Source organism: Hymenobacter yonginensis (genome assembly GCF_027625995.1).
GTDB lineage: Bacteria > Bacteroidota > Bacteroidia > Cytophagales > Hymenobacteraceae > Hymenobacter > Hymenobacter yonginensis.
Genome location: NZ_CP115396.1, coordinates 1,915,021 through 1,926,899, shown reverse-complemented (window position 1 = coordinate 1,926,899; position 11,879 = coordinate 1,915,021). Strand labels below are relative to the sequence as shown.

Genomic DNA, 11,879 nt, shown 5'->3' with positions numbered 1-11,879 from the left:
AAGGCCGGCAGGTTTCACAGCCGGGCCTCCACGGCGGCCATCAGGGCGGGCAGATCCAGCGGGCGGAGCTGCTCGGCCGTGAGCAGCGGCTGCCAGGCCTCGGCAGCCGACTGCCGCCGGAAGATGGCCGGCAGCGCCTGCCCAGTCAGCTCTGGGTACTGCTGGCGCAGCTCGTCGCGGTGCAGAAACTGGGCCTGGGCCGGCAGCCGCTCCAGAAACGCCCGCCACTCCGGGTACATCGTGCGCGCCCCATACGTGACGGCGCACAGCGAGCAGGGATAGGTGGCTGGCGAGAAGGTCTTGTGCAGCGTGTCGAGCACCCCGTTCAGCCAGCCGGCGTTGGCATTGTATACAAAGAGCAGCTCGGGTTCGGTGGCGTTCATGGCAGCAGAAGGCGGGGTGTGACTAATAGTGTAATAAATTATGGCTTATTCAAAGACCAGTTCGCATTTGGGTTTAAATGCTCTAAAGCCTGTTACTTGGTTTTTTAAGAAGGTTTCATGCAAATGTTGAGAAATATAGCTTTCGGTAAGGCTTAAAAATTGTGTGCCCCATATATCGTAAGATGTGTTAAAATTTCTATTGAAAACAAGTTTTGTTGCTTTAGGAGCAATTCCGCTTTCAAGAAATGTGCTCATATATTCAGTGTATGTATTAATTTTTTTATCTGAATATTTATTGTGACGACGAAAGTCAAAAATGCATTTATTGAAATTAATTGTGTTGGTTCCTTTTTCCAAATCATATACTAACCACCAGTATTGAATGCCTGATTTGTTATTATCTATAGTAATGTCGAAAAATTGGTGGTTAGGGAGTATGCAGTCTGATAATATTCCTCTGACTTTTTCGCTGACTATATATCCTCTGATTCCAAATTGCATGATATCCGTTGCAATACTTTCCTTACGAAATAAAATATTATTCAATTTGTGATAATATTTTATTTCGGCCCGTTGAATCCATTTTGTTTTGAATTCTTCTTTTGAAGAAAGGAATATGCTTAGAAACCAAAGATTCTCCTTGTAAAAATCTGGGCCAGATTCCAGCTGGCTCATGCCGTCACACACACCAATGACTTTTGGCTCGTAATCCGTTTCCATTTGCATATATTCTACCATGTTCGCAGCTACATTACGTGTGGTTAGGGTATCGATTTTTAAGTCCAGTAAGTAGTCTTGGAAAATTTTCTTTTCCCAGATAAATAATTACTTCCCCAAATAATCGGCAAACGACAGCTGCTCATAGGCCTGACCCTGCTGCACCTGCCGCTGCGTGGCGCCGCGGCTGCGGATGACCGGCTGCCGCGCCACGTTGTCGTAGGCCAGGAAACCGGCGGGCGTGATGAAGCCGAAGCCGTCGGTGTAGCAGTAGAAAGCCGACGGCTCCTGCACGGGGCGCAGCAGGTTGCGGCTCCAGTGGTAGTCGGTGGCGGGCAGCTGCAGCTGGGCCAGCAGGGTGGCCGCCACGTCGGTCTGGGAGCCCAGGTCGGCCCGCACCTGGCCGCGCACTTCGGGGCGTAGCGCGCCGCCGGCCAGCACCAGCGGAATCCGGAACTTGGCCGGCTCCTCAGGCACGCTGCGGCCGGGCAGCGTGTGGCCGTGGTCGGCCACGAGCACCAGCAGCGTGTTGTCGTACCAGGGCTGCTGGCGGGCGGCCTGCAGGAAGCGGCCCAGCGCCCAATCGGTGTAGTAGACGGAGTTACGGAACAGCGCCGTTTCGGTGGTGCCTTTGAACTTCGGCGCAATAGGAATCTCAAACGGCTCGTGGCTGCTGAGCGTGAAAGCCGTCACGAAAAACGGCTGCGCCTGGGTGCGCAAATCGGCCAGCACCTTATCGAACAGCACGTGGTCGTGGGCACCCCACTTCGAGTTCTGCTGGTTGCGCGGGAAGTTCTCGCGCTCCGTGAAGGCATCGTAGCCAGCGGCGCGCAGGTAGCTTTTCATGTTGGCGAAGGCCAGCTCGCCCCCGTAATAATAGTGGGAGCTGTAGCCCACCCGCCCCAGCGACTGGCGCAGGTGAGGCAGCTTTTCGGTCTTGCGCGGGTACTTGATGATGCCACCCGATGTGGGCTGGCTGGGGTAGCCGGAGAGCAGCGCCACCAAGCCCTTCTGGCTCCGGTCGCCGGCCGCATAGATGTTGTTGAACAGCACTCCGGTGCGAGCCAGGCTGTCGAGGTTGGGCGTCACGCCGGTTTCGCCGCCGGTGCCGGCCACGAACTTGCCCGTGAAGCTCTCTAGAATAATGAAGACGACGTTGGGCCGGGTGGTGCGCAGCAGGCGGGTGGTATCGGGGGCGGTGTAGGTGTAGAGCGGGCGCACCAGCTGCCGGGCGGTGCTGTCGGGCAGAAACTGGTAACGGGTCGGGTCGGCTTCCTGCAGCGTCAGCGAGTTCACCACATTCCAGGGCAGGTTGACGGCCGCGTGGTTGGCAAAGGGCTGGCGGGCAAAATACACGTCGCTCTGGTTGACCGGAATCTGCTGCACGCCGCCCCGCAGCGGCACCACCAGCAGCGCCGCGTACAGCACGCACACCAGCGCCGCCCGCCCGCGCCCGAAGCCGGCCGGCAGTGCCGGCAGCCGGCCCACCACCAGCTGGTAGAGCCCCCAGCCCATCAGCAGCAGCCCCGAAAACAGGCCCAGCAGCAGCAGCAGCGGCGCGTTGCCGGCCGAGGCCGCCATTTCGGCCGGCGAGTTCAGGTATTGCAGGGGCGTGGCATCGAGGCGGAAGCCCCAGGTGCGGTATAGCTCCAGGTCGGCAACGGTCAGGAAGGCCACCACCACGCCCAGCACGGCCGTGTAGAAGCGCAGCAGCCGCTCGGTGGCGAAGCGCCGCCCCAGCAAACTGCCGGCCAGCACCAGCGCAAACGGCACCACACTCAGGTAGGCCGCCGCCGAAGCATCCAGCCGCAGCCCGTAGCCGAACGTGCCGGCTATGGTGCCCGCCGCTAGGGTGGCCGTCTGGCCGGCCTGGTACAGCAGAAACAGCGCCCGGGTCCCGAAAAAGAAGAGCAGCCAGAACAGGAAGTAGCGTGGCTGAAACGCAAAGCGGTTTTTCACGCCCCAAAGGTAGCGCCCGCGCCGCATGCCTACCGCAACGCGTCAGGCTCAAAGGTAAATTTGCCCGAAACTGGTTCCCTGAACCTGACAGGGGGAATTGGGCGGCCTCAGCAATGTTATAGGTCGCGGCTGCGCGCCGTTTTGAGTGAAGCCGCCCTTACAAACTATCCACCCTGCATACTCATAGTAATAACAACAGTTGTATAGTGAGTACTTACCGTACCAAGGCATGACTAACCGCTGATAGGGGAGTGGCAGGCCATCGGAAGTAAATTTATAAAATATATGTCTGTACGGAGGGGGTGTAGCTGCGATTTTTGGTGTTTTTGAAAATAATGACCCTGAATTTTAGGGTAGGTTTGGAAAAAAGTCTGCAATCCGTAACCTTTGTATCACCAAACTGATTTACACCAAACAATTCCCGCTCACCATTTTCATGGCAATTCTTCGCTTTAAAGCACTTGAACTGGTTGATCAGCGTCAGCCGCTAACGGTAGAAAGCAGCGGCGAGCGTCGCTCCGACAGCTTCGGCAAGAACGTCTTCAACCTGGACGCCATGCGGGCCACCATGCCCGGCGAGTATTTCAAGAAGCTGCAAAGCGCCATCAAGCTGGGCAGCCCGGTAGAGCGCAGCGTGGCCGACGCCGTGGCTTCGGCCATGAAAACCTGGGCCATGGCCAAGGGTGCCACCCACTACACCCACTGGTTCCAGCCCCTGACCGGCGCCACCGCCGAGAAGCACGACTCCTTCTTCGACCTCAACTCCGACGGCCGGCCGATTGAGAACTTCAAGGGCTCGGCGCTGGTGCAGCAGGAGCCCGATGCTTCGTCGTTCCCGAACGGCGGCATCCGCAACACCTTCGAGGCCCGTGGCTACACCGCCTGGGACCCGACTTCGCCCGCTTTCATCATTGAAACCGCCGGCGCCAAAACCCTGTGCATCCCCACTATCTTCGTCGCCTACACCGGCGAGGCGCTTGACTACAAAGCCCCGCTGCTGAAGTCGCTGGCCCGCCTGGAAAAGGCTGCCGTGGATGTGTGCCAGTACTTCGATAAGGACGTAAACCGCGTGCACACCACGCTGGGCATCGAGCAAGAGTACTTCCTCGTCGACCGCGCCCTCTACAACGCCCGCCCCGACCTGGTGATGACCGGCCGCACCCTGTTCGGCCACTCGCCGGCTAAAGGCCAGCAGCTGGAAGACCACTACTTCGGCTCGATTCCGGCCCGCGTGCACGCCTACATGCTGGAGTACGAAGAGGAAGCCAACAAGCTGGGCATTCCGCTGCGCACCCGCCACAACGAAGTAGCCCCGCACCAGTTCGAGTGCGCGCCGACTTTCGAAGACGCCAACCTAGCCGTCGACCACAACCAGCTGCTCATGGACATCATGGAGCGCGTGGCCGACAAGCACAACTTCAAGGTGCTGCTGCACGAGAAGCCTTTCGCGGGCGTCAACGGCTCGGGCAAGCACAACAACTGGGCGATGAGCACCGATACCGGCGTCAACCTGCTGGCTCCCGGCCGTCGTCCGAAAGAGAACCTGCAGTTCCTGGCGTTCTTCATTACCACCATTAAAGCGGTGCACCGCTACGCCGACCTGCTGCGCGCCAGCATCGCCTCGGCCAGCAACGACCACCGTCTCGGTGCCAACGAAGCCCCGCCGGCCATCATGTCGGTATTCGTGGGTTCGATGCTGGACTCGGTGCTGGACGAGCTGGAGCGCACCGCCAAAGTGCCCCTCGACAAAGGCGACAACATCTACCTCAAGCTCGGCATCGACAAGATTCCGGCCATCCTGCTCGACAACACCGACCGCAACCGCACCTCGCCGTTCGCCTTCACCGGCAACAAGTTCGAGTTCCGCGCCGTGGGCTCCTCAGCAAACTGCTCGTCGGCCATGACTACGCTCAACGCCATTGTGGCCGAGCAGCTCATCGACTTCAAAACGTCGGTGGATGCGCTGATTGAGCAGGGCAAGAAGAAGGAAGTGGCCATCGTGGAAGTGCTCCGTGAGTACGTTATCAGCTCGAAAAGCATCCGCTTCGAAGGCAACGGCTACTCCGACGAGTGGAAAGACGAAGCCGCCAAGCGTGGCCTGTCGAACGTGCCTACCACGCCCCAGGCCCTCGACGCCATGGTGGAGAAGGAAGCCTCGGACCTGTTCGAGCGCCACAACATCTTCTCCTCGGTAGAGCTGCACGCCCGTCACGAGATTCTGCTGGAAGACTACATCAAAAAAATTCAGATCGAAAGCCGCGTGATGGGCGACCTCGCCGTCAACCATATCATCCCCACGGCCGTAGCATACCAGACCAAGCTGATCAGCAACGTCCGCGGCCTGCGTGAGCTGGGCCTCGACGATGAGAACTCGCAGGTTACGGTAGACACCATTAAAGCTATTTCGCGCCACATCTTCACCATCAAAACCCAGGTGGAAGAGATGGTAAACGGCCGCAAAGTGGCTAACAAGATTGACGACACCCGCGAACGGGCTATTGCCTACTGCGACACCGTCAAAGCACATTTCGACACCATCCGCCGCTCCGTCGACAAGCTGGAGCTGATGGTGGCCGATGAGGACTGGCCGCTGGTGAAGTACCGCGAACTTTTGTTCCGGCACTAAGCTCAGCGTTCAGAATCGGGCCGGAGTTGGGTGGGAATTTTCTCCGTGCCATGATTTCAAAAAAGCCGTTCCGGGTGGGGCGGCCTTTTTTGTGCCCATACATTTCGGTGAATGGCAAAAACGGCCTGATCGTACTGATCAGGCCGTTTTTGTTTTGGCGCTCAGGCAGCAGTAGGCACCACTAAGCAGTTGTCTGCCACTAAATCTGCCACTAGTTTCGGCGGAAAATCTGCCACTAAAACTGCCACTAGGTTTGCCACTAAACCTGCCACTGGCTTAGGTGGTCAGCCGGGCCGTGCGCCGGTAGCTGGCCACCAGCTCCTGCTCGTTGGTGCCCAGGTAGCGCAGGAAGCTTTTCTCGGTCTGGTGGCCGGTGGCCAGCATCACCTGGCTGCGGGGCACGCCCTGGTAGATGCGCGTGGTGACAAAGGTTTTGCGGCCGATGCGCGAGGTGACGTGCAGGCGCGTGATGCCGGCCAGCTGCGCCAGGTGCGGCAGGTAGCTGTCCAGGTCGTAGGTGGTGGGCAGGCAGGTGGCCAGGCCCTGGCCGGCGTAGCGGCGCACCAGCTCCACGGGCTTGAGCACCTCGTCGTCGAGGAAGGGGATGTAGCACAGGATGCCGGTCTTGCCGGCCTCGATCTTGAGCAAGTCGCCGTGGATGTGCTCGGGGGCCAGGCGCTCGGCGTCGGAGATGCGCAGGCCGGTGTAGGCGCAGAGCAGAAACTTGTCGCGGGCGTGCTCCAGGCGCTGCTGGTGGTCCTGCAGGGTGAGGTTGCGGCGGCCGCCGGTGGTGCGCGCGTGCAGCGGGAAGTGCTGCTGCAGCAGCTCGGTGACGGCCGGCGTGCGCAGCTCCACCTCGGCCCAGCGGCGCAGCTCGGCGGCCGTGAGGAAATCGGCGCCCACGTAGGTTTCCCTGGCCTTCCAGTCGTGGAATTTGGCCGTGGTGGGCAGCTCGCGGCTCTCGCACCAGTAGAGGAAATTCTTGAGGCGCTTGATGTAGCCGGCGAAGGTGTTGGTGCCGTTGCCGAGCGTTTCCACCTGGTAGGTCAGAAACTGGGCGTAGAACTCGGCGTTCATGCTCTGGAAGGTGAGCGGGTAGTGCTTCTGCTCGCTGAACCTGGCCAGCTCGTCGCGCACGTGCCGGCCCTGGCGCAGGTAGCCCTGGCTGAACCGGCGGCCGGTTTTCTCGGATACCACGCTTTCCATGAAGGTGCACCACGCGTCCATGTGCTCGAGCAGGCTGGGCTGCCGGCGCACCGGCACCGGCAGCTCGGCCACCGGGATGCCCTGCGCTTCGGCCAGCAGGTGCTGGTAGCGGGTGCGAATGGCGGCCTCCATTTCCTGCTTGCTCAGGCGCTGCCAGTTGCGGCGGGCCTCCTGGTGGACTTCTTGGCCGGCCTGCGTCCAGCGGCCGAGCACGGCGTTGATGGCCTCGGCGTAGGTGCCGGGCTTGTCTTTCACCCGGCCGGTTTTGGCGTTCCAGTCGGCCGGGCGGCAGACCTCGCCGGCCGAGAGGCGCAGGCGCTGGCTTTCCCAGCAGAAAGTGAGCTGGATGGCGGCTGTGCCTTTTTTCTTGGAGAGCTGCTGCGTGCGCAGCTGGCAGGTAACTTCCATTACATCGTACCCATTTCCCGGTCGATATCGGCGCTGGAGTCGACATCGGGGATAAAGTGATTGAGCAGCAAAAGCAGCGCCAACAAGAAGGTTAGTGCCAGCAGAATCTTCTTGGCCATGCGCATAACGTTGGTTATTGGGGCTGCTCCGCCACTGGCCGGCGCAGTAGGTCGCGGGCAACGAGGAAGAAGGCCCAGATATGCAGCGCCTGAGCAAGCAGCCTGAGCAGCTCTTCCACGGTCAGTGCACTGAGCCGGAGGGGAGGCAGCGTGATAAAGTAGAAGTTGAGCAGCGAGTAGAGCAGGAAGGCAATCTTCACCCAGCGCTTGCCGGCGCGCACGCCCAGCCCGATGGCAACGTAGAGGCCCAGCGTGAGCACGTACACGCCCCCCACCATCCAATGCGTGAAATAGGGGCTGCTTTGGCCCGTGGCCGCCCCTACCAGGGCGCGTAAGCCGGTCAAGGCTACCAGAAGCAGGATCAGGTTCGACGCCTTCACGTCGTTTTTGCGGATGGTTACTGCCATAGCCGTTCGACTGGACTGAAAGGAAGGACGTGGTGCGGGCGCAGGGCGGGCATAGGCTGTTGGGAGACCGGAAAGGAGGCCTGGCAAGAATAGGCAAAGAAACCGGCATCCGCGCAAACAGCGCCGGCCCGGCCCCGCCGCAGGAGCGGGTCGCCGACGGCGAAGTAACTAACTTTTTTAGTAAAAATATAACTAATTATTTTAGTTGGCTGTATACTTGCGCAAAACCATTCCTTTTTTGCGATGTGTCAGGTTGTGATTATTCCGGTGTTGCGCAAGCCCGCGTGGTTTCGCTTTTATGATATTCGGGTGCCGGCGGGCTTTCCTTCGCCGGCCGAGGACCACCAGAGCACGAAGCTGGATTTGAACCGGCTGCTGCTGCCGCACCCCGACGCCTCGTACCTGGTGCGGGTGATGGGCGACTCGATGACCGGCGGTGAGTCGGGCATCCGCGACGGGGCGCTGCTGGCCGTGGACTGTCTGCTGCAGCCCCAGCCCGACGACGTGGTGATTGCCTCGGTGGCGGGCGAGTTTACGGTCAAGCGCCTGGTGAAGCGGCGCAACGACGCCTGGTTTCTGGTGCCCGACAACCCCTCGTACCCGGAAATTGCCATCGACGCGCCCGATATGTTCGACGTGTGGGGCGTGGTGACGCACGTGGTGACCGAGACCCGGCGCGGGCGGCTGGGCAGCCATCTGCGGGTAAGCTAAACCAACCAGAGCTAAACCAACCACAGCCACACCAACCGGAGCTGCGCATGTACGCCCTCGTCGACTGCAACAACTTTTACGTGAGCTGCGAGCGGGCCTTCCAGCCGCAACTGCTGGGCCAGCCCGTGGTGGTGCTCTCCAACAACGACGGCTGCGTGATTTCCCGATCCCAGGAAGCCAAGGAGCTGGGCATTGGCATGGGCGAGCCCTACTTCAAGCTGCGCGAGCTGGTGCGCCGCCACCAGGTGCAGGTGCGCTCAAGCAACTACGCCCTCTACGGCGACATGAGCGGGCGGGTGATGCACTACCTGGCCTCGGTGGCCCCGGAAGTGGAGGTGTACTCCATCGACGAGTGCTTTCTGGATCTGCACGGGCTGGAGCGCTACCACGGCCCGCTGGCGGGGCTGGCGGCCGGCTGGCGCGAGCAGGTGCGCCGGCGCACGCACATTCCCGTCTGCATCGGCATCGGGCCCACCAAGACGCTGGCCAAGCTGGCCAACCGCCTGGCCAAGAAGCTGCCGGCGCTGCAGGGCGTGCTGCACCTGGACTCCGACGAGCGCCGGCGCTGGGCGCTGGAGCAGGTAGGAGTGGAGGACGTGTGGGGCATCGGGGGCCAGTACGCGCAGAAGCTCTACAGCCAGGGCATCTGCACGGCCGCGCAGCTGGCCGGCCAGAGCGAAACCTGGGCGCGCCGAAACCTGGGCGGGGTGGTGGGGGCGCGGCTGGTGCGCGAGCTGCAGGGCACGCCCTGCCAGCAGCTGGCCCTGAGCGAGGACGGCAGCCGGCGCCGCCAGAGTCTGGCCTGCACGCGCACGTTTGCCGAGCCGCTGAGCGACTTTGCCACCGTGGCGGCGGCCGTGGCCTACTTTGCCAGCAAGGCGGCCGTGAAGCTGCGCCGGCAGCACTCGGCGGCGAGCGTGCTCACGGTGTTTCTGAGCAAAAGCCGCTATGGCACCGAGCCGCCCCCGCACACGCGCACGGCGGTGCTGGCGCTGCCCACGGCCACCAGTGACACGAGCGAGCTGCTGCGCCACGCCAAAGCGGCGCTGCGGCGGCTCTGGGAGCCGGGCGGCGTGTACCGCAAGGCGGGCGTGGTGCTCGACGGGCTGGAGACGGCCGGCCAGCAGCAGCTCCTGCTATTTGAGCCCAACGAGCAGGCCGAGCGCCGGGCCCGGCTCATGGCCGAGCTGGATAAGCTCAACGAGCGGTTTGGGGCGGGCAAGGTGGGCTTTGCGGCGGCGCTGCCGGCGAAAGGGGAGTACGTGCTGCCCTGGGTGGGGCAGCACCAGTTCCAGAGCCCGGCCTATACGACCGTGTGGGAGGATTTGCTGTGTATTCGAGGGTAGTAGTAACAAAGGCGTTATAATAATTTGTATTAGAGTCCTCTGTAGCTTCTACGAAGAGGGGGATTTGCATCCTCATTAGGAGTCATATGCCTTACTTTGACAAGTAAGTTAAATTCAGCCTTTGGTAAAAAAAGTTCTTTATCAACCATTACAAATTGAGTTTCTTTCATTTTGTCTGAAGCAAGAGAATATATCATGTTATAAAATCCTTCAAAAACGTCTTGATTCTCTCTTTCACTTATGTTTTTCATTGGGGAGTCTACTATAAGTATATTAGGAAGAATAGCTTTGAGCTCGAGCGCAAGTCTATGTACAGCTATTGCAAAGCATGCTTTAAATATTGTTTTTTTTCCTCCGCTACTCACATTTAAGAATGTGGTTTCAGTAGGCTTTTCCCCTTTCGATGTATCACCACTATAAACCGTTGGTATAAACGTCTTAGGTGATATAACTACTAAGCTGCTTTTTTGAATACCAGGAAAATTTGCTCGTATTAAGCAATCTTTAAAATATTGTTGCAGTCGTCTTATGTTTTTGTCATTGCCTTCTGCTCTATCTTTTGCTTCTTGTAAATCTTCCCTAATCTCCTTTTCTCTAATTTTTAGTCTACTAACTTGAATCTGATAAAAATCTGATTTTTTGGCAATTAATAATAATCTATTTAAATTTTTCATTTTCTGTTCAATAGATCCTATTTTTTTTTGTCGTTGTATAATATTTGATAAATAAGCAGAGTCATATTCTTTCATAGCCTCATTAAGAGCCATTTCTGCTTGATTCTGATTTATGATAATGGTTTTTCTCTTGTTTGTTAGATTTGTGAAATTTGTATTTTGTATTTTGATAATATCGTTCAATTCTTTTATTCTCGTAAATACATCGGATTTAACTATTTCAAAATTACTGCTTTCTTGTGTATTGTCTTCAAGCTGACCACATACCTTGCAGCAATTATAATCTCGTGTAGGTAATTCTTGTGTGCATCTAGGGCATGATTCAAATTCTACACCGTTGAGTATTGCTCTTGCAGAAGTTGCTCTTTGGAATTTTAAAGATAAACCACTTATTTCATTCAAATGTCTGGTATCGTTATCAATGGATATTGATAATTCGTGTAAAGTATTATCAATATTATTTATCTCTATCGAGATATTTCTACAAATATTTTGCAATTCTTTGGCGGCATTGGAAGTATTCTTTTCTTTTAATATTTCCTTTTGTTCTTTTATTTCTGTTTCTATCTTAGTTAGTTCTATTTTTAGTTTATTTATTTGGTTTTGTATTTCTAGGCTGCTTCCTGTTTCGGTCTCTAGTAATACATCAGCAAGCCCTTTGTAATAGGTTTCGTACTGTGTTCTTTCAGTGCGAATTTTATTCAAATCATCTTCGAGATTGGCAACAACTTCGTTCTGGAATCCTAATATAAATCTCAATACATCCATGCTCTTATTTTTCTTAAAAAATGGAGAGCTACTGCCTTCTAGATGAAAGAAATTACTGTCAATATTGTCTTGATCAAGATAACAATACCATAGCATATCTCTTAAACTAAGTCGAGATAATTCAGCCTTATCAGATGTCTTACTTACTCTTACTTTAGGTATTTTCCTTTTTGATAAATAAAATATTAAATCAGATAGGGTCTCTACTCCTGTTTCTGCAATAATTTCACCCATAGGATTGCGTATCGATATGTTTGCATTATAAACAATATCGTCTTCCGCTGACTGCCACTCAACTCTGGCGAACTCAGAGAGCCAAGTCCTATCTATAGAGAGCTTACAATCTTCTAGTTGAATAAGTAATGCAGCACCTACAAAGTCCCTTTGAAGGGCAGGCGTAAGTATGAATTTTCCTCCCAGACAGTAATCAATCAATCGTACAATGCTTGATTTACCAGCGCCCATTCTGCCATAGAAATAGGAGATTTGGTCGAAGTCGATTACTTCTTGTCCATCGCGAAAATAAACAGTAAGCTTTTGGATTAGGAATTTCAT

The 11,879-nt window shown here is 56.6% G+C and carries 9 protein-coding genes; 3 read left to right on the top strand and 6 right to left on the bottom strand.

Annotation, left to right across the window (positions count from 1 at the left end; translation table 11 throughout):
* Positions 1-14: 14 nt before the first annotated feature.
* From O9Z63_RS08505 to O9Z63_RS08495, 3 genes are all read right to left on the bottom strand, one after another.
* The gene (locus O9Z63_RS08505) at positions 15-383 is read right to left on the bottom strand and encodes a hypothetical protein (RefSeq protein WP_270128875.1); all 369 of its coding nucleotides are present in this window, start codon (positions 381-383) and stop codon (positions 15-17) included.
* A 45-nt stretch (positions 384-428) separates the two neighbouring features.
* Entirely contained in the window at positions 429-1,103 is a 675-nt protein-coding gene (locus O9Z63_RS08500) for a hypothetical protein (RefSeq protein ID WP_270128874.1), read from the bottom strand.
* Positions 1,104-1,208: 105 nt separating this feature from the next.
* Complete coding sequence (locus O9Z63_RS08495) at positions 1,209-3,059, bottom strand: LTA synthase family protein (RefSeq protein WP_270128873.1); 1,851 nt, start codon at positions 3,057-3,059, stop codon at positions 1,209-1,211.
* A gap of 436 nt (positions 3,060-3,495) precedes the next feature.
* Between O9Z63_RS08495 and O9Z63_RS08490 the strand changes: the two genes are divergently transcribed.
* Complete coding sequence (locus tag O9Z63_RS08490) at positions 3,496-5,685, top strand: glutamine synthetase III family protein (RefSeq protein ID WP_270128872.1); 2,190 nt, start codon at positions 3,496-3,498, stop codon at positions 5,683-5,685.
* Positions 5,686-5,961: 276 nt separating this feature from the next.
* On the opposite strand, the gene O9Z63_RS08485 is transcribed toward O9Z63_RS08490, so the two are convergent.
* Entirely contained in the window at positions 5,962-7,299 is a 1,338-nt protein-coding gene (locus tag O9Z63_RS08485; RefSeq protein WP_270128871.1) for a phage integrase SAM-like domain-containing protein, read from the bottom strand.
* Between the two features lie 133 nt (positions 7,300-7,432).
* Positions 7,433-7,825, bottom strand: coding sequence for a hypothetical protein (locus O9Z63_RS08480; RefSeq protein ID WP_270128870.1), 393 nt, complete (start codon positions 7,823-7,825; stop codon positions 7,433-7,435).
* Positions 7,826-8,068: 243 nt separating this feature from the next.
* Here O9Z63_RS08480 and umuD point away from each other — a divergent pair, with 243 nt between their 5' ends.
* Positions 8,069-8,536: a translesion error-prone DNA polymerase V autoproteolytic subunit gene (umuD, locus tag O9Z63_RS08475; RefSeq protein ID WP_270128869.1), complete on the top strand. Its 468-nt coding sequence runs from the start codon at positions 8,069-8,071 to the stop codon at positions 8,534-8,536.
* 47 nt (positions 8,537-8,583) lie between these two features.
* The gene (locus O9Z63_RS08470; RefSeq protein WP_270128868.1) at positions 8,584-9,882 is read left to right on the top strand and encodes a Y-family DNA polymerase; all 1,299 of its coding nucleotides are present in this window, start codon (positions 8,584-8,586) and stop codon (positions 9,880-9,882) included.
* 29 nt (positions 9,883-9,911) lie between these two features.
* On the opposite strand, the gene O9Z63_RS08465 is transcribed toward O9Z63_RS08470, so the two are convergent.
* Complete coding sequence (locus O9Z63_RS08465; protein WP_270128867.1) at positions 9,912-11,879, bottom strand: AAA family ATPase; 1,968 nt, start codon at positions 11,877-11,879, stop codon at positions 9,912-9,914.

Coding starts and splice junctions, on each gene's coding strand:
- umuD (WP_270128869.1), top strand. CDS start 8,069: ATGTGTCAGGTTGTGATTATTCCGGTGTTGCGCAAGCCCGCGTGGTTT.
- O9Z63_RS08480 (WP_270128870.1), bottom strand. CDS start 7,825: ATGGCAGTAACCATCCGCAAAAACGACGTGAAGGCGTCGAACCTGATC.
- O9Z63_RS08485 (WP_270128871.1), bottom strand. CDS start 7,299: ATGGAAGTTACCTGCCAGCTGCGCACGCAGCAGCTCTCCAAGAAAAAA.
- O9Z63_RS08490 (WP_270128872.1), top strand. CDS start 3,496: ATGGCAATTCTTCGCTTTAAAGCACTTGAACTGGTTGATCAGCGTCAG.
- O9Z63_RS08505 (WP_270128875.1), bottom strand. CDS start 383: ATGAACGCCACCGAACCCGAGCTGCTCTTTGTATACAATGCCAACGCC.
- O9Z63_RS08465 (WP_270128867.1), bottom strand. CDS start 11,879: ATGAAATTCCTAATCCAAAAGCTTACTGTTTATTTTCGCGATGGACAA.
- O9Z63_RS08470 (WP_270128868.1), top strand. CDS start 8,584: ATGTACGCCCTCGTCGACTGCAACAACTTTTACGTGAGCTGCGAGCGG.
- O9Z63_RS08500 (WP_270128874.1), bottom strand. CDS start 1,103: ATGGAAACGGATTACGAGCCAAAAGTCATTGGTGTGTGTGACGGCATG.